Genomic DNA, 25,541 nt, shown 5'->3' with positions numbered 1-25,541 from the left:
TCATTCCTCCCTCCTGCAGATCCGCCCGTCTTCCATCCGGATCATCCGGTCGGTCATCTGGGCAATCTCCTCATTGTGGGTGACTATGACTATGGTCTGGGAATATTCTTCCGCCATGGTCTTCATCAGACCAATTACCTCCAGACCGGTTTTGGAATCCAGGTTTCCGGTGGGTTCGTCCGCCAGAACGATGGCCGGTTTTGTCACCAGCGCCCTGGCTATGGCGACTCGCTGCTGCTGCCCGCCGGAAAGGGTGTTCGGCATCTGGTGCACCTTCTCATCCAGGCCCAGGGAATGAATGATCCTGTCCACAAATTCTTTGTTGATCTTCACACCATCCAGCTTCAAAGGCAGAACAATATTCTCATACACATTGAGCACGGAAACCAGATTATAATTCTGGAAAACAAAGCCGATGTTCCTGCGCCTGAATACGGTCAGTTCATCGTTATCCATGGCTGCCAGCTCATATCCTCTTACCATCACGCTTCCGGTGGTGGGATAGTCCAGACCTCCCAGCATGTTGAGAAGGGTGGTCTTGCCGCACCCGGAGGAACCTATGACTGCGATAAATTCTCCCTCACTGATATCTATGTCCACGCCGTCCAATGCCCGGACTACCAGCTCCCCTGTTTTGTAAATCTTCTCAAGGCCTCTTGTCCTTAATATTTCCATACTTTCCTCCTTGCCTGCCCGCCGCAGGCTGTGCCGGTTAAGGCATTCCTGCTGTGTGCCTGTCGTGCTTAACAGGAAATGCACACACCTCATGCGGGCTTCTCTGTTATTTCTGCTGTCATGATATGAGGATAGCAGGTAAATCTAACAATCTTCTAACAGGGAAGATAAATGGAGATGGAAGTACCGTCCGCTTCCCTTTTCACTTTCAAAAACCCTTCATGCTGTTTCACGATCTCTCTTGTGATATACAGTCCTATACCGAATCCCTCCTGGCTGTTCACATTGCTCCCCCTGTAAAAACGGCAGAAGATGCGGTTTTCATCATCAACGATCCCCATGCCGAAATCGCGGACTTCAATCTGTGTGAACATTTCATTTTTCACTGCCCGGACAATAATTTCTGAATTTTCAGGGGAATATTTAATGCTGTTGTCCAGCAGATTGGCTGCTGCCTCGGAGATCCAGTTTCTGTCATGGGGAAGAGAGATGTTTTCCGGACAATCCAGAGTTATTTCCATGTGTTTTTCCTCTGCCTTTCTCCTTACCTGGAAAATGGCTCTTGCCAGGGTCTTTCTGAGGTTCTGTCTCTCTTTTCTGATCTGGATAATGCGATGTTCCATGCGGGATGCGGAAATGAAACTCTCTGTGAGAAACTTTATCTTCCGCTCTGACTGCTCCACTGCCCGGATGCAGGTATCCTGCTCCTCTGCTGTCAGCTCCTGTTCACGCAGAAGGGAAAGGTAGGTCTCCATATTGGTGAGAGGGGTTCTGATCTGATGGGCAATCTCTGACAGAAAACGGCGGACCTCCTCCTGTTCTTCCAAAAGTTTTTCATTGTATTTTGTCACAATGGCATGGATTTTTACAGTCTGTGCCTGGAGTTTTGATACCAGGCTGTCAGCGGTTTCTGTTGTGACAGGGCTGCCGTTTCCCTGAATAAGCTGTTCCAGAATATCGGATATCTGTATCAGATCATCCTCGTATTTTTTTCTTATACCTGAAAACACCGGGAGATAACAGCAGAGAAAACAGGCCGTCAGAAGCAGATATCCGGCATCCGCGGTCAGAAAGGAAGCCAGAATCCCCGCGGCAATGGGCAGGATTCCTGCAGTGTAATATATCTTTTTCTTCATAGGCTAATCTCCGAAAGTGTATCCCAGGCCGAATACATTTTTCACAAATATGGGATGGGCATTGTCCGGTTCTATTTTCTTTCTCAGGCGGTTGACGGTGACGCTCACTGTATTTTCCACCACAAACTGACCGTCAATATCCCAGATCCTCTCCAGTATGGTCTCCTTTGTCAGAATTTGTCCGCGGTTTTGGACCAGAAGTTCCAGAAGACTGTACTCCTTTGCCGTGAGATTTATCTGACGCTCCTGGTAAAACACCTGTTTTTTCTTCCAATTGATCTTGAGGCCGCGAAACAGAAAACTGTCTTCCTCCCCGCCGCTTCGGCGCAGAATGGCCTCAATCCGCTTTTTCAGCACACTCATCTGAAAAGGTTTGACCACATAATCATCACATCCGGCCTCGAATGCCTCCAGCATATCGCGCTCTTCATCCCTGGCAGTCAGAAAAAGAACCGGTATCTTACTAAAGCGTTCCGCCTCCCGGCAGATGGAGATTCCATTCCCATCCGGCAGATTTATGTCAACCAACATCAGGTCAGGGTTATCCTGCAGCAGAGCGATCCCATCCCTGCATGATTTTCCGGCGGTCACCTGATACCCCTCTTTTTCCAGAGTGATGACAAGGGCCTTATTTAGAAGTTCGTCGTCTTCAATCACTGCTATTTTCTTCATCTGTACTCCTTTTTTTCGTTATCTATCCTGAAATTATAACAAATAGCAGAGATTCTGAACAGAGGGAACTATCTCGACCTTTGGTCTGTTGCAAATAACAGGAGCCAAAATATAAAATTTTTATAACCCATTGACAGAACATCCGAATGCTGTATCCTGTCACTATCTGTTATTTAACCCTGCAGTATATAGCGGGCTATAAGGCAGGCTGCCCGATACGGGTATGGCTCATTTGCAGCCAGATCATTCATCTTAGCAGGTTTTCCTGCATTCCGGCGTTTCGCCAAAAATCTCAATTTATTTATGAAAACAAAATATCCGGATGCGGAACTTATGTCACTATTTTGCCGTGTCTGTTTGAAACCGTGGTGCTGCCTTTGACATAATTTTCGATTGAATATCTTGTTATAATTTGCTAAAATAAAAGGAAATAATGCATGAGTGATATTGCATATCAAAATAAAGATATCGTATCAAAAATATTCGGTCACGGGCTGAAGGAAAATCCCTTGAGGTCTATGGCATTCCTATGTCCCGGGTTGTGAATGTCCTTCCGGTGAATCTGCCGGCAATCGAGGCCAGCGAACTCAGTACGGATAATCTCTTTGAGCTGGAAGATCATTCTGTGGCACTAATCGACTATGAAAGCCAGTACACGGAGCTAAGCAAAGTGAAATATATCAATCACATAGCCAGGTTTCTAAAACGGTATGGGACAGGAAGAAATTAATGTCCGCAATATCAATCCTACGCTGGACGTGGGCTGTCTGAAACTGACTATTGAACCAGGATATCTGTCCAAAATTCATATGGACACCGTACTCCCACCTATTGCGGATAAGATTCAAAGAGGAGAACGGCTGACAGATCAGGAACTCATGCTGCTTGTGATTCTTCCCCTGACAAAGCAGAAGAAGTCTGCACAGCGAGCCGCCCTGAAAGAGATTGTGGAACTTGCAAAACAGATTGCCGACGAAGATCAGCAGTTGTTTGTCATATCGGGAGCTTTAACATTTGCGGATAAAATTGTGGATTCCAAGTATGCCAATCAGGTAAAGGAGTGGATTATGATGACGAAGGTTGCCAGATTATTTGAAGAAGAGAAAATGGAAGCTGTGAGGAGAGTGGAGATGGAAAAAGATGCGGCACTTGAAAAAGCCAATATTGAGAAACTCCAGACATTACAGGCACTTAAAAAGGCCCAACAGGAAAAACTCGCATTAAAACTGCTTCTAAAAGGCCAAAGCCCGGAAGAAATCTCCGCAAAAACAGGCCTGCCCATAGCTGCATTAAATCAAATCAAAAATTAGCATATCCGTCATTTACATTTCTCAGGCTGAAAATCCCTGCACCTTCCCAATCTAAAAGATTATAAGCGCAGGGATATTCATGTCTAATATATGTTTTCTTCTGTTATCTGCTCCGGAAAATATTTCTGATTATAAGAATCCATCATATATTCAACCGGAAGTACACAGAGCATGCAGTATAAAACGGCTCCCGTTATAACACTGATCCGTACCATGGGAAACGTTCTCCACTGGCGCACAATAACCAGGGTAAACACCACTGCCATCCAGATCATAAACACCATTGTCAGTACCCTCTTGATGGTAAAGCCAAAGGCGGCTATATAAAGCACCATTTTACTCATGGCAGTCAGTATAAGAAGCAGAGTGAGTACAGAAAGAAGGACATTGAGCCAGCGCAGCACTGCACTGCTCTCTTTTCCTTTTCTGGAAAACAAATTGGCCCCCAGCAGAAGGACCAGATTTAGCGCAGCGATCTGGCAGAGTTCAAAAAATCCTCTCCTGGCATATTCCGCATAGGTAAAGTTCTCCGGCCGGATTCCGGCAAAGGCGGAAAACAGATATTTTCCCTGCAGCCCTATGAACAGCAGATAAATCGCGCATACGATCAGTATGGCTGTAGTGACGGCCGTATTGGGCACGATCCGGATAGAGCGGGAGGTTTCCCGGAGCTCCTCTTTGTCAATGCAGTCCGTATTTCTTTTATGGATTCCACCGTAAATCAGTCCGAATAAATATGCCGAAACAGGCAGGGAAAGTATCATCCTGGCAAGAGTATACAAAAAGTGCTCCTGGATATACAAACCACTGTTCTGCATCAGCCTCTGAAACCCTTCATCCGCACTGGACAACAGGGGAAGCACAAGGAGCAGAACAGGGACAGCTATGATAATGCCCAGGATAATATAGCGGATATCCTTCCCTCTGCCCTTCTTTTGAAGCTCCTCGTCCGTCTCCCTGTCCTCGTGTATTCCCGTTATAATCTTAAAACCACATCCGAAGTTACCGAAAGGCACCCGCAGCAATGCATTCCATCCGTCAAACACAACCCACTCCGACGTCTTATCCTTTTCCAGAAGACTGCCGGATATAAGCAGTGTCCAGTAGGCCGCACATACGATCAGCATTGGGACCTGCAGAAACGGCATGGCGCTCCAAAAGGCATACGGCACTCCAACGCCCAGCATAATGACCATCCAGAACCAGCTCTCCCGTCCCGGACGTCCCCCCTTCAGGAAAATATAGGCCAGTACTGCAGCCGCATATGCAGCAGTATAAAATGCCAAATGACTGCCGAAATCCATGCTGGTAAAGGTATATACAAACCCATATCCCACCAGCAAATACAGCCAGGCAAAACATTTATCTTTTCCATCCGCCTCTATGGGTTTTGCCTTTATCCACTCATTTTCCTCAAAAACAGGCGCACTTTCACAGGGCAGACCGTTCTCACTGCCTGCCGGCATTTGTTTTTCCGTATTCATATTTTACTGCTCCTTTCTCACTTCTGATTTTTTAACCCCAAACTGCCGTGAGCGTTTGATAACTACCCATATATTAATCGTCCACATACTCCAGAATATCTCCGGGCTGGCATTCCAGGGCCTTGCAGATACTGTTTAATGTGCTGATCTTTATCGCTTTGGCTTTGCCGTTTTTCAATACCGAAATATTGGCCATTGTGATTCCCACACGCTCAGACAGTTCCGTGACGCTCATTTTCCGCTTCGCAAGCATAACATCTATATTAATAATAATCGCCATCTTCTGTCCCTCCTATATGGTCAGATCCTGGTCTTCCTGTATTTGGCTTGCATTATAGACCAAATGGGACAGGGCAGCACACAGGACTGTGAGTGTAATGCAGATAAACAAAATCAAAACAATGCCGAATAAATAGCCGATCCCCAGAGAATACCACCCCAGAACACAGAACACTGCCAGAAACAGGGCGTAAAGCACACTGTCAGCCAGTGTATAGTGGCTCATCTGCTTAAGCGCCTCTGCGTTTTCCCGGCAGAAAGACTTGTTCTCTCCGATCCTGCTGCATACGCCCCAGAATTTGACCAAACATAGGAAACAGGGAATCGCTGTTATCCAGATGAAGATACAGGTTCCCCAATACACACCTTTTCCCGCCTGTCCGTCCAGCACCTGCCTCAGTACCGAGGGCAAAAACCACGCCACCAGCGCCAGAAACAGGATTCCGGTTCCGGCTGTTATTAATTTCAAATACTTTGACATTTCTGTTTGCTTCATGATTCTCCTCCTGCAGTTTCAAAATAGATAAATGATTTCTGTCCTTTCTGGCTCCATTATATTGCCTGCGAATCGGAAAGTCAATATATTTTTATTGTTTTACGATAAATTTTATTTGTATCGGATTAAAATTCGTTCTATAGACAGCGTTTTCCGTACAACAAAACCCAAAATATTTCTCCCGAGCAGCAGCAGAAAAAAAGCCAGGCACCGGTGTGCCTGACTCCTTTGGACAGATGCTCCCTTTTTCATTTACAATTCCCTGTAATATGGACAAATATCTTCATAGTGCCCATCTTTCATCAGAAAGCCGCCGGGAATGACGCCCAGTTGTTTAAATCCCAGTTTTTCATACAGATGCCGTGCTGCCCTGTTAGTCCTCACAACAGCATTAAACTGCAGAATCCGGAATCCGCACATGCGGCCCTGTATGAGACAGTCCTTTACCAGCATCTCCCCGATGTGTTTTCCCCTGGCTGCAGACTTCACCGCATAACTGGCGTTGGATATATGGCCGCATCTGCCCACATTGTTCGGATGCAGAATATACAGTCCCAGAATCTCACCTGTCCCTGCGTCCTCCGCCACCCCGCAGTATGTCTGGCAGCAGAAAAATTCCGCGCCCGTTTTCTCATCCAGCAAATCCAACTGCGGGTAAGCCACGCCCTCCTCCACCACTTCGTTCCATATGGAAATCATACTCTCTATGTCTTTTTCTTCAAACTTTCGGACATTAATACCCATAAATTCTCCTCCTCTGTGTCTCATTTTTATCCGTAATTTTATTATACAATCCCTGTCAACCATAAATCCTATATTTTCTGCATTACAACTCTTTTTTTATTATATTTTTGTGTTAGAATAGTAATAAAAGGGGGGATTTTATGGGCAAAACACTGGTAAAAATATTTTTAGTACTGGTATTTCTCGGGGTGCTGCTGAGTCTGCTGCCCTACGCATGGATACTACTGATCCCGGCAGTCTTTTTGTACCGGAGAAAATTCAGGGAGGAACCGCTCAGGAAGAAAAAATACACTGCGGCACTGGGCGTTCTTTCTCTGTTGTCACTTGGTACCTTCGGCTACGCCCAGGCATCCGGCCCTGCGGTTGAAAAGATATCCATATCTCCAACATCCAACTATGAGATGGATGTGAATGCAGAATATCCGATCAACATTCAGGTCCAGCCTGAGGATGCACGCCTCAAAAATCTTGAACTGGTAACAGATAACGGCCTTTTGACCCTTGATTATTCTAAGGGCGAGACCTCCGGAGTGATCAAAAGCTCAGGAAAGACAGGGGAAAGCAATGTCTATCTAAAGACAGGGGACGGCAAAAGCAGCAACGCCATACATATCTCTGTTACGGATAAGAAAGCCGAAGCCAAGGCACAGCAAAAGGCCGAGGCTGAGGCTAAAAAACAGGCCGAAGAAGAGTCTAAACAAAAGGCAGAAGCCGAGGCCAAAAAACAGGCTGAGAAAGAGGCTAAACAAAAAGCAGAAGCCGAGGCCAAAAAACAGGCCGAAGAAGAGGCTAAACAAAAGGCAGAAGCCGAGGCCAAAAAACAGGCTGAGGAAGAGGCAAGGCTCCAGGCAGAAGCTGCCGCAAAACAGCAGGCTGAGGAGGAGGCAAGGCTCCAGGCGGAAGCCGAAGCCCAGCAGCAGGCGGCTGAGGAGGCAAGACTCCAGGCAGAAGCAGAAGCTGCAGCCCAGGAGGCAGAGGCCGCTGCAGCCCAGCCCGTAGAGCAGATGGTCTGGCTCTCGGCGACCGGCAAAAAATACCACAGCATACCCAACTGCGGCAATATGAATCCCGACAATGCCCGCCAGGTTCCGCTTTCCCAGGCCGAGGGCCGGTATGAAAGATGTAAAAACTGCTGGTAAATTCCGCAAAGTAAAATTCCTGTGCACCATAAAGGCGCACAGGAATTTTACTTCATCTAGTCTGTTATTATAAATTTTTTCTGTCCTTTATAAAGCCATCCACTTCATCAGCGGAAATGTCGAGCGCATATGCGAATTCACTGTACAGCGCTTTCTCCGCTATCTGGCGGTACTTTTTATCCATACTGGTAATAGAGCCTCTCTTCGTGGTTCTCTGGTACAGTGTTTTCAGAATTTTCACCCATGCTTCACATTCGCAGCTTGAAATGCAGGTCTTGTATTCCCGCTCCCTCATCCGCTCATTTGTAACCCAGAGAATATCAATGTCATCCATCTCGTCAATCAATGTCAGTGCCTCTTCTCTTGTCGCAGGTCTTCTGATATTGTGTTCACCTTCCACAGGGATGTATGCCTTCTCCTTTTCATCATCCACAGACTGCATGGTATAGTATATTTTCTTCCTGTCAGCCCCCGAAAAATCCAGAGTTCCCACTTTTTGAACCTTATACAATCCCCTGCATTTAAAAACTACAATATCGCCTTCCTGTATCATACGGCACGCTCCTTCCATATCCAGAAAAGCCCTGACCTGCCGAAAAGGGCAAGACAAGGCTTATCAATGCGAGTTCCTACAGTCTTAGTATAGCACCTTTCAGAAATTATTGTAAGTGTTATTTTAATGTATTGACAATTTTCAGCGATTCTCCCAATAGAAAGGCAGTTTTAGCTTGTACAAATCACACATATGCCCCTCTCTGTGACCTGTCCGCCTGCCCAGGCTTCCGGAGAGCGGCGCATTGGCAAACTAAAAAAGCGTAAATCCAAAACCTGGATTTACGCTTCCTGCCACTGGGTAATCTCATTTTATCTGTGGTACAGCTTATTATAATACTCCAGAGAATAGTGATACAGCTCGTCTCTGGCAATCTCTTCTTTTACAGGGTCCGGGGTCTCTGTCATGATCCACGCCATCATTCTGCCGTTCTCTCCGAAGTGATCCACATAGTCGCGGATTGCCGCACGGATCTGCTTTTCATCCCAGTCCGCACCGATATTGACGGGGAAACAGAAGGTCATCTGTTTTCCATAGGTGTTGTGCAGGAAATCCGGATCATTTGCGTTTGCCTGAGGTGTCCACATATCAATGCCCATCTCCAGCATTTCCGGCACATACTGCATATTGCGTCCGCAGGAGTGCAGTTCTATGAATTTGCCCTGGTCTTTTACGAATTTCAGATAACGGGATGTAGCCGGCATAAGCTGTTCCCGGAACATTTCGTTGGAGAAAAATCCGCTCCGCTGGGTTCCCCAGTCATCGTGATAGAGAACGCCGTCCACTCTGCCGTAATATTTGAAGATTTGCTCTGTACTCTCAATCTTATAGTCCGCCATTTTCTGGAAAAACTCCTCCAGAAGCTCCGGCTCCTCATAGAAAGCCACCAGGGATTCATCAAAAGGAATCAGCTCATGCAGCCTCTCAAAAACACCTTCCACGCACTCGTAAATATGAGGCCTGTCAGGGTCCAATGCCTTCTGCAGCTTCTCGCCGTCAGCCTTGAAATCCACAACTGACAGATCCGGCCACGCAAGCTCTTCCTTCCATTTTGCAAAGTCAGAGATGGTACGGGTTCCAGGACGGGTGATCATACCGTTAATTCCCTCCACCATGAACCAGTCAACACCCCACCAGTCATAACCATCCACCTCCGGAACCGGGTGTTCCTCCATGGCGTCCGGCCAAACTGTATTGGATTCATAAAAATACGCCGGCATCCAGTAAGGCTCTTCCCCTTTTACGCACCGGATATAGTTTTCCCTCACGCTGATGGGCCGTTTCTCAATGGGTGGCTTCGGCTGCTGGAAAATCCACGGAAAACTTCCCTCTGCCTGCCAGTGTTTGGAATAATCCCTGTTTGCCGCTGTCTGCATAAACTTCGATACCATACAAAATACCTCCTGTCCTTTTTACACCAATAATACACTTCTCTCTTAATAATATTATTGTAGTCAATCAGGACAGAAGATGATAGAGCACTGCATTACAAAAATGGAAAATTTGAAAACTGCATTTTTGTATGGAGCATACCAACCTTTTTATTTAACCCTGCCTGTGCTGCCGCGCACGATAAGCCTGGCGGGCACAATGATTTTCAATCCGATCTCTCTGCCGGAGGCTATGTGTTCCTCCAGGATACGCACTGCTTCCTCACCTAAAAGTTCCATGTGAAGCCGCACGGTGGTAAGGGAGGGAACCAGATAATTGGCTACGGATATGTCATTATATCCCACCACACTCATATCTCCCGGAATCTGCAGCCTTTTTTCGCTTATGGCCCGATAACACCCCACTGCCAGCGCATCGTTGCTGGCGAATACAGCCGTGGGCCTCTCCTTCTCCTCCAGAAGCTCACGGCACAGCACATAACCGTCCTCAGGAGTAAATCTCCCGAGTCTCACAAGAGACTCCCGAAATTCACCTGTCCGGTCCATATATTCTTTATAGGCCACAATTCTGCTGTCATACACTTCCTCGCCGTCCCTGTCCACCTCGTAACCGCCAATGAACGCTATTTTTCTGTGGCCCAGTTCGGTCAGATAGTCCAGGACCGCTTCCACAGACCCTGCCAGATCATTGACGACGCAGTCAAACCTGTCCGACTTTGGCATGGCGTCCAAAAATACGGTGGGCTTTCCAAACGCCTCAATCTGCCTTACCATGCTCCTGCTGAATGTTCCCAGACACAGAAGCCCGTCAAGCCCCGCCAGATCCTTCAGTTCCTCCAGATTCTGTATCTGGCGGTATTCTATATTTTCCGCCTCCAGCTTTCTCTCCACTGCAAGACGGACGGTAAGATAATAGATATCCCGCAGTTCCTCCTCCCTGGTATAGGAGTAATAGACTCCCACCGCAAGGCGGCGTTTTCTGCTCTTTCTCTCTTTTAACTGATACTGCAGTTCCCTGGCCGTGTCAAATATCTTCTTTCTGGTCTCTTCCTGCACATTCAGTGTATCATCGTAATTCAAAACCCTGGAAACAGTTGCTGTGGAAAATCCGGTCCGATCTGCGATGTCTTTTATTGTAGCCATCTTAGTTACCTCTCTGCATGATACAATTTTCAAACACGCTCTAACATCATCTTACCATATCGCCCGAAAGCCCGCAATGGATTTATCCGGCTCACTCCGTGCCGGGCAGCACGCCTTGGGGGGATTCTTCTCACATATCCCGCGCCTCTGCCGGCATCTCCGGCTCCCCTGCGGAATTCGCAAGTATGACAGCCCCCAGGATTATGACGCATCCCAGTATCATGCGCAGGGTAATGCTCTCATGGAGAATGATTACGGAAAATAAGGTTCCGAAGACAGATTCCATGGACAGGATAATGGCCGCCTTTGTCTCATCCACATATTTCTGGCATGCGGTCTGAAGAAGATAACATATGGTCGTGCTTATGATCCCAAGGTAGAGTACACTGCCCCATCCCTTTGCAGTGACCTGAAACTGTACCTGCCCGGAGGCTGCCATGAATACCAGGGACAAAACAGCGGCTGTACACATCTGAACAAAATTCAGCACAGACGCCCTGTATTTCTTTACAAAGATACTGGTCAGGAAAATCTGGAAAGCAAATCCCACTGCACATATGAGCGTCAGCCCGTCCCCCAGGCCCAGGGATAAGTCCTTATCCAGGGACAGAAGACCAACCCCCGCAATTGCCAGCACTGCGCCTGCTATCCCCTTCAGCCCCACCTTCTTTCTGCAGATCAAAAACGCGATAAACGGTACGATCACCACATTCGTCGCGGTCAGAAACGCATTCTTTGACGGCGTGGTATACTGAAGCCCTATGATCTGAAGGGAAAATCCGAGAAAAAGCGCAGTCCCCATAAGCGCACCTGCCTTTAACTCTTCCCTTTTCACACCTTTCAGGCTGCGGATGCTGATCCCTCCCATGAGCACAGAGGCCAGAAGAAAACGGATCGCCATGATCTGAAAAGGCAGAAGGCTGTCAAGGGCCATATCACTGGCTACGAATCCACCGCCCCAGATGACCGTGACTACGATCAGTCCTGCAATTGCCATGTATTTCTTCATAACAGCCTCACGCCTCCAGGGGCTTCAGACAGATATCCGGCCCGATACTGCATAAAAATTCCGCCAGCACGTCAATACATGCCTGTACATCACTCATACTGCACACCTCTGCCGGATTATGCATGTAGCGCAGGGGTATGGACAGAACCGTAGTCGGTATCCCCCTTCCGGCAACGTGGATGGCATCCGCGTCTGTGCAGGTCCTGCCGCAGCCGTTCTCCCACTGGCAGCTTATATCCAGATTCTCCGCCGCCTTTTTCAGGCGTCCCACCAGCATTTTATGGCTGAAGGAGTTCTGCAGAAATACAGGTCCGCCCCCAAGCCCGATCTCTCCGTTTTCAATGGCCCTTGTCCCTTCATAGTCGCTGGTATATGTCACATCCACCGCAACCGCCAGAGTGGGGGCGATCCGGGATGCGCACCAGGAAGCGCCGTGTTTTGTAAGCTCTTCACCCACCGTGGCCGCTGCATAGACGCCGCATGTACAGCCCTTTTCTTTTGCCTTTCTGGCTGCTTCCAGTATAATGTACCCGCCCAGCCGGTTATCCAGTCCGCGGGCACAGAGCCTGTCATTCAGAAGCTCTCTGTAATCTGTGTCAAAGATCACCGGATCCCCCGGTGCTGCCGCCTCCATGGCGTCCTCCCTGGAAACCGCTCCGATATCAATGATAAGATCCGTGATCTCCGGCTCTTTCTTGTTCAGGGAGCTGTGATTGCGGACTGCGCCGAAAACAACTTTTCCGTTATGGATGACTCTGACTTTCTGCCCCGGATATGTGCCGGGATAGATACCGCCGGCTTTTGATACATGGAGCATTCCCTTCTCCGTTATATGTGATACCATCAGGCCGATCTCGTCCATATGGGCGGACAGCATGACCTTAATTTGGGATGCCGGATTGATGACACTCACCACATCGGCGATCTCATCCGTATAGATCTCATCCGCAAATCCCTCCGCGTATTTCATAACTTTTCTCTGTATATCCTCCTCAAACCCTGAGACGGATGCTGTTGAAAGCAGCTCATATAAAAATTCTCTGCTCATTTTCTCCTCCTTTCCTCTACACTGTTTGAAGCGCTCGCTCCCGCTTTTTATTGATCCGGTAATACAGGACTGCACTGAGCAGGAATCTGGATACCTGGTCCACTGCAATGATCAGCCAGACAGCCGTAAGCGGCAGTCCCAACACATAGGCCGCCAGCATACACAGCGGGATCCTGACGATCCAGATACCGAATCCCGCCACCAGCATGGGGGCATTTTTGTAGCCCATGGCCCTGATGGTCCCATTGTATATCCTGGACAGGTTCTGGGGAATCTGGATAAATCCCATGACAAACACATACACAACGCCAATGGCCTGCAGTTCCGGCTTGTCTGTCATCAGCGTCATAAAGAACCTGGGCAGGAAAATGAGAAGCAGAGAGGTAATGGAACTGATCACAACCCCGACCTTCAGCAGTTCTTTGAAATATATTTTCCGCAGTTCCTCATCCTGCCTGCCGATGGCTCTCGCTGCCAGTGTGGTGGATGCTGTGCTGAAGCCGATGGCCGGCATCTCCGTGATCTCCTCTGCCTGTATGCCGAGCTGGTATGCGGCAAACGCCTGATTTCCGTAAAACAGGATCACCTTGCTTAAAATAATGGCAGAGAACTGCCAGAACATACTCTCCAGCGCTGCCGGAATCCCTGTTGTGTATATGTCATAAATGCACCTTCTGTCAAAGCTGAAAAACCGGTGCGCTGCAGGCATTTTCCGGAACAGCCCGCCCTTCTTTTTATACAGCAGATAAAGCCCGGTGCACGCCCCCACCGCCTGAGCAGTCACAAGGGCAGCCGCAGCCCCCTTGATTCCCATGCCTGGAACGCCGAAAGCGCCGAAGATAAAGCAGTATCCGCACACAATGTTGACCACATTCATGAGCACCGCAATATACATGGGCACCTTGGTATTGCCGTACCCCTGGAAAGATGCCGTTACCACGGTCATGATCACCACAAAGGGAAATCCAAACACAATGGTCTTCATATATCCCTGAGCCAGGGACAGAATCTGGGCATCTTTTGAAAAAAATCCCAGAAAAAGCGGTGCCTGAAAATACAGCACCACCTGAAAGATAAGTACAATGATCAGCTCTGTCAGCATGGTCTGCTCCGCGATCTTCCTGCACTCCTGATGTCTCCCCGCGCCGTATGCACGGGCGATCAGGACCGTGGCACCGATTGCCACGCCCTTGTAAAAGCACCATAAGGTATCCGTGATCCGGATACAGATTCCCTGTGCGGAAATATCGTTTGCAAGCAGTCGTCCCACCATAGCCGTGATCACCAGGTTAGCTGAGATCTGAAGTATGTTTTCCAGTATCATCGGAATAATGATTTGATAAATTTCCCGTTTTATAGCCTTTTTTCCGTACACAGAAACCTCCATCCTTTTGAAAACGGGTGTCATAAGGCACCCGTTTCCAGTTTATGTGCTGTCTATTCTTTTATTTGCCGAATTTTGCTTTCATTTCCTCCTGTTCCGCATTGAGAACTTCTGTGGGGTCACCGTTGTTCAGCATAACCTTTGCCATGGAGTTATTGGACATTTCCAATGCCTCTGCAAAGTTGGCTGTGTAATTTACCTGTGGGACAGTCTTTCCTATCTCTGTGAACAGGTCAAAGATCTTCTGGCCTCCGAAGAACTCATCTCCCTCTTTGAACACGTCAGATTCCAGCGCTTTTAAGTAAGAGGGGTACAGGCCGTAATTCTGGAATCCTTCCACATTGGCATCCACGTCCTCCATGACGTATTTTACGAATGCCTTTGCCGCCTCAGCGCTCTTGCTGGCTGAAGGCACGGCAAGAACGGAACCGCCGTTTGATGCGCCCTGACTTTCCGAGTCTGCCTGGAACTTCGGCAGCGGCATAACTGCCCACTTGCCGTCCTGGTCGGGAACCGCATCCTTGATGGAACCAACCATCCAGACAGCGTCTGCGATACATGCGAACTTGTCTGCGCCCATGCCGGCTACCATGTCATCCCATGAGGAGTTGTTGAAGGTAATGCCCGCGTCGTACATTTTCTTACAGGTCTCCATAGCCTGGATGGAAGCTTCTGAATTCACCTGGGTGTTGCCGTCCTTGTCAAAGTAGAAGCCGCCGCCCTCCATCATGAGAAGCCTGTATGTGGTATCATTTCTGGATTCCGCCATGCACAGCATGTCAGCTCCTGTCTTGTCTTTTAAAACTTTTCCTGCCTCAATGAAATCGTCCCAGGTCACAATATCCTCTGCCTTGATCCCTGCCTGCTCGAACAGATCACTTCTGTAGAACATGCCGCACGGGCCGGAATCCCAGGGATAGGCAATAACTTTGCCGTCAACCGTGCACTCTGACAATTTGATGGGGAAGAAATCATCGGGGTTGATCATATCTGTGAACTCTTCAAATTTTCCCGGGAATTTCTCTCCGAACTTTGCCATCTGTTCGCCTTCAATGGACACAATGTCAGGAAGTCCGATACCTGACTGCAGGCATGTGGTCATCTTCTGATACACCTGATCTACGCCCATCTCCTCAAAGTTAAAACTCACATCCGGGTTTTCCTCCTGGAACTTTTCCGCCCACTCTTCCAGATGGGCCAGTGCCACGTCCCAGCTCCAGATCGTGATCTCACCGGAGAGTGCGCCTTCCTTATCACCGGAAGCCTCCTTTTTCGCTCCGCCGCTCCCGCCGCAGGCTGTCAGGGACAATGCCATCACTGCTGCTGTTACCAATGCCGCTGCTTGTTTCTTTTTCATTTCTTTATTCCTCCTTAAATTTTTTTACAGAATCAGATACACTACTCTTTCACCGCACCGCCCATGACGCCTGCCACGAACTGCTTCTGGAATACCAGGAAGATGATCATAATAGGCAGAACCGCGCAGACGGTCGCCAGCATGATCACACCGTAGTCTTTTCTCCACGCCACACCATCCAGCATAGCCAGGGCTACAGGGAAGTTATACATGGATTTTGTGCTGAGAATGATCAAAGGCCACATAAAATTGTTCCACATACTCATGAACATATAGATTCCCAGGGCACCCACCGCAGGTTTCTGTGAGGGGAGCACCACTTTCAGGAAAATACCGATCTCCCCGCAGCCGTCTATTCTGGCAGCCTCAATAAGGGAGGTTGGGAACGCCAGCATATTCTGCCGCATCAGGAAAATACCGAAGGCTCCGGCAAGACCGGGAAGCACAACCGCCTGATAGGTATTGGCCCAGCCGATATTGTTCATCAGCGTGAACAGCGGCACATACATTACCTGTGCGGGAATCATCATGGTTATCATGATAAGGCCGAACAACAGGCCCTTTCCCTTAAATTCAAACTTCGCCAGCGCATATCCCGCCATGGAGTGCAGCACTATGGCAAGGGCCGTGTAGCTGACTGTCATGATGGTAGAATTGGTAAGGATCCTCACAAGGTCCATTTTCTTGTTCAGGTTCGCAAAGTTCTCTGCCAGATGGGAGCCGAAAAACAGTTTCGGCGCTGCGCTCAGGATCTCCGCATTGGTGTTCGTGGCTGACACGAACATGAAATAAAAGGGAAACAGGGAGATCAGTGCTGCTATGGTCAGGAACACATAGGTGAAAACCTTGCGTCCGCTTATCTTCTTTCCTGTTGTTTTCACGAATTGTCACCTCCATTTGTAGCCTTGAACTGGACAAAGGACAGTATGCCGATAATGATCACCAGGGCATAGCTGAGTGCTGCCGCGTACCCGAATTTGTAATACGAAAATCCGGTGTTGTACAGGTAATGCCCAATGGTTATGGTGGCATTGTCCGGCCCTCCTTTTGTCAGTACAAAGGACTCATCAAACAACTGCAGGGTTCCGATCGTGGAGGTAATGCTTACAAACAGGATGATGGATTTTACCATGGGAATGGTGATCCGGAAAAACTTCTGTAAAAAAGAGGCCCCGTCCATATCCGCTGACTCGTAAAGCTCTGTGGGGATTCCCTTCAGCCCGGCGATCATGATAATGGTGTTATAGCCGGTCCACCTCCAGGTGATGCCCATAATGACAACAGCCCTTGCGCCCCACACGGAATTCAGCCAGTCCACACCGCTCCATCCTACAGAGCGGAGAAAATGGTTTACCAGACCGAAATCGGTGTTGAACAGCAGTTTAAAGATCATAGCATAGGCAACCAGTGCTGTCACAGAGGGCAGAAACACGCTGATTCGGTAACAGGTCCTGAATTTCAGGAAATTCTCTTCCACCAGAACTCCCAGGATCAGGGACAGGATCACCATAACAGGCACCTGGATCGCCAGATAGATAAATGTATTGCCCAGGGACTTCCAGAACACCGGGTCCCTGAACATGGTCACATAGTTGTTGATTCCGCAGAACAGGTACTCCCCGCCCTCAAAATCATAGAAGCTCAGCGCCAGCGATTTGATCACCGGATAGACCATGAACACCCCGAACAGGACTATCATCGGCAGTAAAAATATGTACGGCGCCGTTTTTTTGTTCACAAAGTTTCTTCTTCTTTCTTTTCCCCCAGCCATTTTTCTCTTCCTTTCTTACCTTCTCCTGTATTGCTCCGCCTTCTTAGCAAGGCCTTCCCGCTCTGCTCCGAAAATCTTCCAGGTAAATGCAAAGGGTTCGGGATAAAGCCTGTCTTTTTCCAGACACTCAGCGCCCCAGCTCGCACTTCCAAGCCCATGCTGTGCATAGTCTACGGACAATTGGATATGTTCTGTCCTGTGCAGCTCGTTTGTGTGGGAGGCCTGTGTCAGATCTTCCTGGGTGTAGTGCAGTGCGCCAAAGGAGAATACTTCTTCTGATGCTATGCAGATTCCGCTGCCTGAATCTGTGAGAAACGCGGCCCAGCGGGTATCCTGATGGTTTCCTGTCTCCTGGGGCACCACGTAGGGGAAGTAAAAATCCTCCACCTGTTTTTCCCATAAGCCCACCGGATTTCCATCCCTGCAGTCCGGGTATGTCTCCAGGGGTCCTCTTCCATACCAGACAGCCTGCTCACAGGATTTGTCCAGCACGAACCGCATGCCGATCCGCGGGAAACTCTCCGGAAGCTGGACACCTGTGGGAACACCGCTGTATCTGGCGGTCACCAGTCCGTCCGGTGTGATGCGGTATTCCGCCTCCACGATTACTTTCCAGTCCACGGTAATGGGCGCGTATATCTGGGAAACCAGGATGGAAACAGCCTGTTCCTGTTCTCTCACCGTCACCTTCTCCACCATGTTCGTCATAGATTTCAGCATGCCTTTTTCCCAGATCTGTGCTGCGTTCTTGTCATTGTCAACAGGAGCTCTCCAGAAGTTCAGGCCAAGTCCCTTTCTGATTAGGCGCTCCCCGTTTACTGTATAGCCGCTGAGATATCCGTGGATTCTGTCAAACTCGGCGGTGAAGTTTTTCCCTTCTATATAGATGGTTCCGCATTTTTCCGTGAGACAAAGACCGCCGGATTCTGTTCCCTCCGAAACTGGATGTGCTGCCGGTTCTGCCTCTTTTATGCACTCCTGATGGAAGGCTGCTTCGTAGTGTTCTTCTTCGGTCCACTCCTGCTTTTCTCTGAAGCGTACGGATATTGTGAGCCAGATATCCTGTGTCTCTGTCCAGTCCTCTGCAGTCTGCGGGTCATACAGCGCAATGCGCCTGCTACCGTGAGGGGCAATTCCGCCCAGATCTGCTTTTCCTTCCAATAGAACTCCCTGCAGTGTATGGACCCGGAAGGTTCCTTCCAGATGGGACAGATCCGTAAAATCGTATTTGTTGTGTACTGTGATCTCTCCGGTGTCCTTATCAAACCCGGAAAAGGTCACCGGCTCCATCACCTTTTTCACCTGCAGGACAGCCGGAGTCGGTCTTCTGTCTGCCTGCACCAGGCCGTCACAGCAGAACGCGCCGCTGTTTGGATAATCCCCGTAGTCTCCGCCGTATGTAAAACAGCTTTTGCCTTCCCTGTCATATTTTTTGATTCCGTGGTCAATCCATTCCCAGATAAAGCCGCCCTGCAGCCTTGGGTACCGCTCAAAGATCTCCCAGTATTCCTTCAGCCCGCCGGGGCCGTTTCCCATGGCATGGGCATATTCGCAGACCACATGCGGTTTCTTCCTGGTAGTGTCTCTTCCCAGGTCTTCCAACGCTTTGTGCCTGGTGTACATAGTGCTGTAAACATCTGCAATGGAGGCATCCCTGTCCTCCTCATAGTGCACCAGTCTGGTGGGGTCATACGCTTTTATAAACCTTCCGCTGGCAACAAAGCTGCTTCCGAATCCCGATTCATTTCCCAGTGACCAGAACAGGATACTGGGATGGTTCTTGTCTCTTCTCACCATGCGCTCAGCCCGGTCCACATAGCTCTTCTCCCACAGGGTATCATCACTGATCCGGTTCATGTTTTTGGTGTAAGCCATCTGGTTGCATTCCAGGTCAGCCTCCTCCATGACATAAAAGCCGAGACGGTCACACAGATCCAGGAAGTCCGGGTGCGGCGGATAATGAGCCGTGCGTACGGCATTGATGTTATACTGTTTCATCAGATACAGGTCTGCCAGCATATCTTCCTTTGTAATGCATCTGCCTGTCTTTTCATTCCAGTCATGCCGGTTTATGCCTTTTAATTTGATTGCTCTGCCGTTTACCCAAAACAGGCCGTCCCTCAGACAAATCGTTCTGAATCCCACCCATTCGCCGTAGGATTCCACCACCTCATCTTCTCTCTTAAGCGTGATGACCAGCCGGTACAGATTCGGCTGTTCCGCTGACCAGGGCCGTATGTTGTCAGGTCCTGCCTCTGCAAGATAGTCTGTTTCTCCTCTGCTGCCGCGTATCCGGCGGGTGTCTTTAAAAATAACCTGTTCCCCGTCAAGCAGCTCTGTCTCTACGGAAAGCTCTGTCTCATCTTCCGTATGGTTCTCAAAGACAGCCTCCAGCCGGAACTTCCCTCTCTTTCCCGGCACACTGCAGGTGTCCTGCTGTTCCGTCAGCAGCTCTGATGTGATACGGCAGTCCAGCATGTGTATTTTCGGCCTGCTGATCAAAGATACATCCCTGATGATTCCGGCAAACCACCACATATCCTGGTTTTCCAGATAGCTGCCGTCACAGAATTTGTAAACCTTTACTGCCAGAACATTGTCCCCGTCCTTTAAGGCCTCCGTCACATCAAACTCCGCCGTATTGCGGGAGCCCTGACTGTATCCTATAAAAATGCCGTTGAGCCATACATGGTAAGCGCTCTCCACACCGTCAAACCGCAGGATATATTCCCTGTCCTTCTGCTTCTCTTCACAAAAGGTATGGCGGTAGACGCCTGTGGGATTGTCCGCCTGTATCCCCGGGTCATCCAGGATGGGAAAAAGTGCTATGGCGTCATTGTAATGGGGAAAATCACAGCCATTTAACTGCCAGTGTCCCGGAACCGGCATAAATGCAAATTCCCGGTCATCATAAGTTTCCTCCACACATTCTTCAGGTACATAGAAAGGAGACTCATAATATGCGAATTTCCACTGTCCGTTCAGCAGACGGAAATTTCCGCTCTCCTCTCTCTTTCCTTTCACGGCTGATTCCCTGTCCGGATAACCGCAGTAAAACGGTCTGACCGGAAGGCGGTTCCTGCCAAGAACCTCTACATTGCTCCAATCCCTGTGTCTGTATAAGTATTCCATTTCTTCCCCCTTCTTTTATTCAGGACAGCTTTCCCTGAGTATCAACTGATTCGGGACCACTATTTTCAAGCCCCGCTCCCTGTCGGTCCAGAGGCATTCCATCAGTGTTTTGGCTGCCATCATACCAATCAGGTCATTGTGCAGCTTCACTGTGGAGAGAGCCGGTGTCACAAAGGACGCTGCCTGGTCATCATTACAGCCGATGATCGCCACGTCACCCGGAACTGCTATTTTTTCTTCCTCCAGAGCCTTTAAAAAGCCAATCGCCATGGTGTCGTTCTCCACAAACACAGCTCTGGGGAGCCTTCCCTTCCGGATGATCTCTTTTCCCAGACGGTAACCGAACTGGGTATGATTGGACTGGGCCAGGTAAATATATTTTTCATCGTATTTTTCCAGGCTTTTCATGATCTGGCGGAAATACAGGAACCGTTCATCCCTGTGGAGCTTTCCATTGACTTCAAGCCCATAAGTACCCATATATCCAATGGTGTCAAATCCCTTTTTCAGAAAAAAGTCCAGCGCTTTTTTCACAGCCTGTTTAAAATCATTTACCACACAGTCGGCCTCCAGCTTCTCGTCTTTGAGCTGAAAGTCAGCGCATACCACCGGCAGCCCGGAGTCCAGCACAGCCCGGCGGAATATCTTTTTCTGATACCAGAGCGTTGAGTAACCCACAAAGACAAGCCCCTGGTACCCTGAAATCCTGGATGCATTGGCATCCAGCATGGGCTCAAACACCTCTTTTACCTTGAAACCGTTTTTCTCCAGCTCCATTTTAATGTTCATGCGGATGACCTGGTAAAACCTATCCTCCACTTCCTCTGTCTCGCCGTACAGGAGCATGACGCCTATGGTGCCTCTCGTGCCCTGGATGGCGGAATATTCAAAACACCGATTGTATCCCAGCTCGCCTGCCGCCTCCAGGATTCTTTCCTTAGTCTTCTGTGAGACCGAGAAAGTAGTGTCATTTTTCAAAACCCTGGATACGGATGCGGCTGATACTCCGGCCCTCTGTGCAACATCCCGTATTGTAGCCATATCCCCACCTCTTATTTACTTAACGCCTGTATTGTTTAGTTAATATATTATTTGTTTAGTAAATATATGTATCTTCCTTACATCCTCACAATACTTGAATTAATGGGGTTTGTCAACAATATATTTCGTATTTTCCCGCATTTGTTGTGCATATCTGATATTTTTATGACTTTTATATAAATTCCTACCCCATATATTTAGTAAATATACATAAAAGAAAAGGGCTGTTTTCCATGGTAAACAGCCCTTTTCTTATGCAGTTAGTAAATTTATTTACTATATCAGTATTCCACCACACCGTAATATCTGCGGTCATCTGGATTGTGATCCCTCACCACGGAGAAATAGTAACAGAACCACTCCAGCGGCACGAACATGACAAAGGGTGCCAGGTCCGGGTGAAGCCCCATAGCGAAATCCGCATAGTCAAGCACAATGGCGGTTCCTTTCCACCGCTCCACAAACTGCAGTGCCCTCTGTGTGATCTCCCTGGCAGAATCTGTGGGAACCAAAAATAAAAACGGAACGCCTGATTCCACGATCTCCAGGGGACCGTGACGGAATTCACCGGCCTGGATCACCGCCCCGTGAGACCAGAGAAATTCCATGCCGGTGATAACGCCCTCCTTATAGGCAAGAGGGACCATGGAGCTGGCTGATACTGTGTAAAATCCCTTCAGACTGCGCAGGGGTTTTGTCATTTCCAGGGCCTTCTTTTCAAAGTTTTCAATGTGGTATCCAAGCACCTCGGGCAGGCGCTTCATATCGGACAGTATTTTTTCCATAACCTCTGTGCTCTCGCCGCGGTCTATGGCAGTCCGGGCGATCAGGGTGTAAAGTGCCGCAAGCTGGCATTCCCACATGGCCTCTGCGTGATAATCCACCACAAAGCCTGCCTCCTGACCCAGAGGATTCTCCTCCCTCTGATTACAGACACCCACTGTCATGATGCCCTGCTTTCCGGCTTTTCTGAGTCCTTTTACGATTTCTTCCGTGGTGCCTGACTGGGATATGAATACCGCCAGCATTTTTCTGTCACCATAGACCGGCATGGAATCTATGAATTCCCACCCGGTGTAGGCATTTACTGCCAGTGTCGTGTATTTGTCCGCCAGGTATTTTGCTGTACTGCCGGCAGCGCTGGAACTTCCGCAGCCGACAAAACAGATACGCTCCACCTGATTCTCTTTGATATAAGCCAGAATGGGGGCTATTTTAGCGTCCGCTGTCTCCAGAAAATCCGCCACCTCTTTTTTCATGTCTGCTGTTACTAAAAAATGTACCTCTTCTTTGTTTAGATTCAACATATCTCTTTTCCTTTCTTCAGTCACTGTGTCAGTTCTATTTCCAGTTTCACTTTGTCCGTCCGCATATAGGCCCTGCAGTATTCCACCACCTTTCCCTGCCTGTCGTATGTTTGGAACGTAAAGAGAAAAACACTGCTGCCCTCCGGTATTTCAAGCCATTTTGCCTCTTTCTTCCCTGCTTTGACAATCGTCACTTCCTGTCTGGATTCGTGGAGACGGACGCCTCTCTGTTCCATGATCTCATACAGAGAAGACGCCTCCGGACTGCAGGAACGGACCTCCCCCAGTATCTCTTCCGGAACATAGGTGTATTCCACAGAGACGGGAAGGCCGTCCCCCAGACGGAGCCTCACGATCTCATGGATTCCCCCGCCCTGTGCAGGCATCTCCATATGGGAATACAGAGGCGCACAGGACAGCATTCTCCATGAAAGAATCCTGCTGCCGGCCTTTCTGCCCTGTTCTCTCATTGTCTGGGTAAATCCGCAGAGGCGGCACACATCCCCTTTTCTGGGGACTGAGGAGGCATAAGTTCCGGAACCTTGTCTCCGCTTTATCATGCCCTCACTTTCCAGAACGGCAAGCGCGCGGCGTATGGTCATTCGGTTTACATAAAATTCTTCCGCTAATTCCCGCTCTGAAGGGAGTCTGCTGCCCAGCGGGTATTCCCCGTCTTCTATTTTCTTTCGGATAGCCCCGGCTATGCCGGCGTATACGAAACGGTCACCCCCCGCCATATCACCAGGCTCCAAAGTGGCCGATCGTGAGGGCTGCTTTGTCTGCCCCGGCCTGCATACAGCGTTTCAGCGGCTCACCTTCTAATGCTCTGCTTAAAAATCCTGCAATGTAGGAATCTCCCGCCCCCAGGGTGTCCACCGCCTGCGCGCCCGTAATGCCAATGGCTGTAAATTCTTTTCCGTCGTAGGCAACACTGCCGTTCTCTCCCAGTGTTGCTATTACGCAGCCTGCCCCCTGTTCTTTTACGCGTTTTAAAAGGTTTCTGGTAAATGTGTTGTCTTCCCGGCAGGAGAAGAAGGCATAATCTATATATGGAGCCAGAGAATCTATCTTAGGGGCGTCATATTTGTTTGAGAAATCATAAGATGTTTTTACTTTGGACGGCAGTCTGCCCAGACAGGCATCACACTGTCCCCAGACTGCCATATGTACACAGTCAAAGCCCGCCAGATACTGCAGATCCTCGTCAGACAGCACAAATCCCTCCAGAACATTCAGAAAGTCCCCCCCGAATTTTCTGTCTCCATCCACAAGTTCTATGTATGTGACTGCTGTCTTCCCCTCTTTTCTCTGCATACGGACAGTCTCCACCCCCTGCTCCTTTAACTTTTCCTGCATCATGTCACCAAAGGTATCTGTGCCGATCCAGCCCAGGTACGCGGTGTCCATGCCAAGCTGCCGTCCGTAGACAGCCACATTCACCGCGTTTCCGCCGGGATAGGCCCATCCCTGCCGCTCATAGAAATCCACGCAGTTGTCACCAATCGCTGCCAGCCTCATAATCTTCCTCCATCCTTAAAATACTGGTAAATCTGCATCTGTCACCTCTTGTGAGAGAGCAGGCATATTCCACCTTAACTCCGTTTTCATCAAATGCCCGCATTTCCATCACTGCCAGGGCATCTCCCCGGCTGCAGTTTAAAATCCCCGCCTCCCTTGCATCGGCTGCCCTGACGCTCATAGTCTGCTTTCCCCGGATCAAGTGTATTCCGTACTCCTCTTCCAGAAGGCGGTACAGGGAACCGGTCAATGGTTTTGTCTGCAGATCCGGGGCAATGCAGACGGGAATATAGGAGATTTCAAGGGCTGCCGCCTCCCGGTCCACGCTGCGCAGGCGGACGGTCTCTGTGATATCTGACCGGGGCGTCAGCCCAAATTCCTCCGTCAGCGCGTTCCCTGCCGGAATCACCCTGCAGGACAGAAGCTTTGTGGTCACGGTACTTCCGTTTTCCTGTGCCATTTGGGAAAAAGATTCAAAACGCTCCATGTGCCTGAGTATTTTCTTTTCCGCGGCAAAGGTTCCCACCCCTTTTACACTGTATACGATTCCTTCCTCCTTCAGCCGTTCAAGCGCTGCCCGCACAGTCCCCTTCTGTACTTTGAACCGCTCTGCCAGTTCCTCATTGGACGGCAGACGCCCGCCTCCTTCCAGATGGCTGTTCTCTATATACATCCGGATTCGGTCTGAAAGATAAAACCTGTCTCGGTGCATTGTATCCCCCTTTCAGTATGTATACCAATTAGTTATTTTTCTATACTGCAGATTATACACGCTAAAACACAAAGGAGCAAGAGGGGGAGGGGAATATCGTGAATGTGCATAGTAAACGTGATTATTTCTTCTTATATAAATGGATGGTGGGATTTTTGTATCATATTTTCAGATGTGGTAAAAGAATTAACTTTTAGGTCTCGCCGCCCGCCAGAGCGTGTTTGAACTGATCACTGCAGG

Annotated in this window: 25 protein-coding genes; 3 read left to right on the top strand and 22 right to left on the bottom strand. The window is 49.1% G+C overall.

All coding sequences use genetic code 11. The features are described 5' to 3' along the window. From WMO65_RS16055 to WMO65_RS16045, 3 genes are all read right to left on the bottom strand, one after another. A complete protein-coding gene (locus WMO65_RS16055; RefSeq protein WP_033139981.1) occupies window positions 1-675 on the bottom strand; it encodes an ABC transporter ATP-binding protein in 675 nt (224 codons plus the stop codon). Window positions 676-830: 155 nt separating this feature from the next. Next, a complete protein-coding gene (locus WMO65_RS16050; RefSeq protein ID WP_118743565.1) occupies window positions 831-1,811 on the bottom strand; it encodes a sensor histidine kinase in 981 nt (326 codons plus the stop codon). Window positions 1,812-1,814: 3 nt separating this feature from the next. Beyond that, window positions 1,815-2,483, bottom strand: a complete 669-nt coding sequence (locus WMO65_RS16045) for a response regulator transcription factor (RefSeq protein WP_118743566.1) — start codon at window positions 2,481-2,483, stop codon at window positions 1,815-1,817. Between the two features lie 529 nt (window positions 2,484-3,012). On the opposite strand from WMO65_RS16045, the gene WMO65_RS16040 reads away from it, so the two are divergent. Beyond that, complete coding sequence (locus tag WMO65_RS16040) at window positions 3,013-3,213, top strand: hypothetical protein (protein WP_148391895.1); 201 nt, start codon at window positions 3,013-3,015, stop codon at window positions 3,211-3,213. After that, the gene (locus tag WMO65_RS16035) at window positions 3,194-3,793 is read left to right on the top strand and encodes a hypothetical protein (protein ID WP_148391894.1); all 600 of its coding nucleotides are present in this window, start codon (window positions 3,194-3,196) and stop codon (window positions 3,791-3,793) included. Before WMO65_RS16040 ends, WMO65_RS16035 begins: the two co-directional genes overlap by 20 nt. A gap of 83 nt (window positions 3,794-3,876) precedes the next feature. Here the strand turns inward: WMO65_RS16035 and WMO65_RS16030 are convergent, their stop codons facing one another. From WMO65_RS16030 to WMO65_RS16015, 4 genes are all read right to left on the bottom strand, one after another. Continuing rightward, window positions 3,877-5,277, bottom strand: a complete 1,401-nt coding sequence (locus WMO65_RS16030) for a DUF4153 domain-containing protein (RefSeq protein WP_118743567.1) — start codon at window positions 5,275-5,277, stop codon at window positions 3,877-3,879. A 73-nt stretch (window positions 5,278-5,350) separates the two neighbouring features. Further along, window positions 5,351-5,557 carry a helix-turn-helix domain-containing protein gene (locus WMO65_RS16025; protein ID WP_033139879.1) on the bottom strand — a complete coding sequence of 69 codons (207 nt, stop codon included), beginning with the start codon at window positions 5,555-5,557 and terminating at the stop codon, window positions 5,351-5,353. Window positions 5,558-5,569: 12 nt separating this feature from the next. Further along, window positions 5,570-6,052, bottom strand: a complete 483-nt coding sequence (locus WMO65_RS16020; protein ID WP_054351456.1) for a DUF2975 domain-containing protein — start codon at window positions 6,050-6,052, stop codon at window positions 5,570-5,572. Between the two features lie 252 nt (window positions 6,053-6,304). Next, complete coding sequence (locus WMO65_RS16015; protein ID WP_054351455.1) at window positions 6,305-6,796, bottom strand: GNAT family N-acetyltransferase; 492 nt, start codon at window positions 6,794-6,796, stop codon at window positions 6,305-6,307. Between the two features lie 140 nt (window positions 6,797-6,936). Here WMO65_RS16015 and WMO65_RS16010 point away from each other — a divergent pair, with 140 nt between their 5' ends. Then, a complete protein-coding gene (locus tag WMO65_RS16010; protein ID WP_118743568.1) occupies window positions 6,937-7,935 on the top strand; it encodes a hypothetical protein in 999 nt (332 codons plus the stop codon). A 67-nt stretch (window positions 7,936-8,002) separates the two neighbouring features. Here the strand turns inward: WMO65_RS16010 and WMO65_RS16005 are convergent, their stop codons facing one another. The 15 genes from WMO65_RS16005 to WMO65_RS15935 form a co-directional block, all read right to left on the bottom strand. Beyond that, the gene (locus tag WMO65_RS16005; protein WP_033139881.1) at window positions 8,003-8,488 is read right to left on the bottom strand and encodes a CarD family transcriptional regulator; all 486 of its coding nucleotides are present in this window, start codon (window positions 8,486-8,488) and stop codon (window positions 8,003-8,005) included. Window positions 8,489-8,799: 311 nt separating this feature from the next. Continuing rightward, window positions 8,800-9,879 (bottom strand): uroporphyrinogen decarboxylase family protein, encoded by a 1,080-nt coding sequence (locus WMO65_RS16000; protein ID WP_033139882.1) that lies wholly within the window; start codon window positions 9,877-9,879, stop codon window positions 8,800-8,802. A gap of 150 nt (window positions 9,880-10,029) precedes the next feature. Then, the gene (locus WMO65_RS15995) at window positions 10,030-11,022 is read right to left on the bottom strand and encodes a LacI family DNA-binding transcriptional regulator (protein ID WP_118743569.1); all 993 of its coding nucleotides are present in this window, start codon (window positions 11,020-11,022) and stop codon (window positions 10,030-10,032) included. A gap of 130 nt (window positions 11,023-11,152) precedes the next feature. Beyond that, window positions 11,153-12,031, bottom strand: coding sequence for a DMT family transporter (locus WMO65_RS15990; RefSeq protein ID WP_033139884.1), 879 nt, complete (start codon window positions 12,029-12,031; stop codon window positions 11,153-11,155). A 7-nt stretch (window positions 12,032-12,038) separates the two neighbouring features. Next, a complete protein-coding gene (locus WMO65_RS15985; RefSeq protein ID WP_033139885.1) occupies window positions 12,039-13,079 on the bottom strand; it encodes a M20/M25/M40 family metallo-hydrolase in 1,041 nt (346 codons plus the stop codon). 16 nt (window positions 13,080-13,095) lie between these two features. Further along, window positions 13,096-14,454: an MATE family efflux transporter gene (locus WMO65_RS15980; RefSeq protein ID WP_158587275.1), complete on the bottom strand. Its 1,359-nt coding sequence runs from the start codon at window positions 14,452-14,454 to the stop codon at window positions 13,096-13,098. Window positions 14,455-14,524: 70 nt separating this feature from the next. Beyond that, window positions 14,525-15,820 (bottom strand): ABC transporter substrate-binding protein, encoded by a 1,296-nt coding sequence (locus WMO65_RS15975; RefSeq protein ID WP_118743570.1) that lies wholly within the window; start codon window positions 15,818-15,820, stop codon window positions 14,525-14,527. Window positions 15,821-15,861: 41 nt separating this feature from the next. Beyond that, window positions 15,862-16,701, bottom strand: a complete 840-nt coding sequence (locus WMO65_RS15970) for a carbohydrate ABC transporter permease (RefSeq protein WP_081960153.1) — start codon at window positions 16,699-16,701, stop codon at window positions 15,862-15,864. Further along, a complete protein-coding gene (locus WMO65_RS15965) occupies window positions 16,698-17,591 on the bottom strand; it encodes a carbohydrate ABC transporter permease (protein WP_103731314.1) in 894 nt (297 codons plus the stop codon). Before WMO65_RS15965 ends, WMO65_RS15970 begins: the two co-directional genes overlap by 4 nt. A 15-nt stretch (window positions 17,592-17,606) precedes the next feature. After that, entirely contained in the window at window positions 17,607-20,723 is a 3,117-nt protein-coding gene (locus WMO65_RS15960) for a glycoside hydrolase family 2 TIM barrel-domain containing protein (RefSeq protein ID WP_118743571.1), read from the bottom strand. Window positions 20,724-20,738: 15 nt separating this feature from the next. Then, window positions 20,739-21,764: a LacI family DNA-binding transcriptional regulator gene (locus tag WMO65_RS15955; RefSeq protein WP_033139889.1), complete on the bottom strand. Its 1,026-nt coding sequence runs from the start codon at window positions 21,762-21,764 to the stop codon at window positions 20,739-20,741. Window positions 21,765-22,045: 281 nt separating this feature from the next. Continuing rightward, window positions 22,046-23,071 (bottom strand): SIS domain-containing protein, encoded by a 1,026-nt coding sequence (locus WMO65_RS15950; protein ID WP_118743572.1) that lies wholly within the window; start codon window positions 23,069-23,071, stop codon window positions 22,046-22,048. A gap of 20 nt (window positions 23,072-23,091) precedes the next feature. Continuing rightward, on the bottom strand, window positions 23,092-23,808 hold the full coding sequence (locus WMO65_RS15945; protein ID WP_103731317.1) for a GntR family transcriptional regulator: 717 nt from the start codon (window positions 23,806-23,808) through the stop codon (window positions 23,092-23,094). Window position 23,809: 1 nt separating this feature from the next. Beyond that, window positions 23,810-24,589: a fructoselysine 6-kinase gene (frlD, locus tag WMO65_RS15940; protein WP_118743573.1), complete on the bottom strand. Its 780-nt coding sequence runs from the start codon at window positions 24,587-24,589 to the stop codon at window positions 23,810-23,812. Continuing rightward, entirely contained in the window at window positions 24,567-25,301 is a 735-nt protein-coding gene (locus WMO65_RS15935) for a GntR family transcriptional regulator (RefSeq protein ID WP_118743574.1), read from the bottom strand. Before WMO65_RS15935 ends, frlD begins: the two co-directional genes overlap by 23 nt. Window positions 25,302-25,541: the final 240 nt, after the last annotated feature.

Source organism: Blautia caccae (assembly GCF_040095955.1).
GTDB classification, from domain to species: domain Bacteria; phylum Bacillota; class Clostridia; order Lachnospirales; family Lachnospiraceae; genus Blautia; species Blautia celeris.
This window is presented reverse-complemented; position numbering and strand designations above follow the sequence as displayed.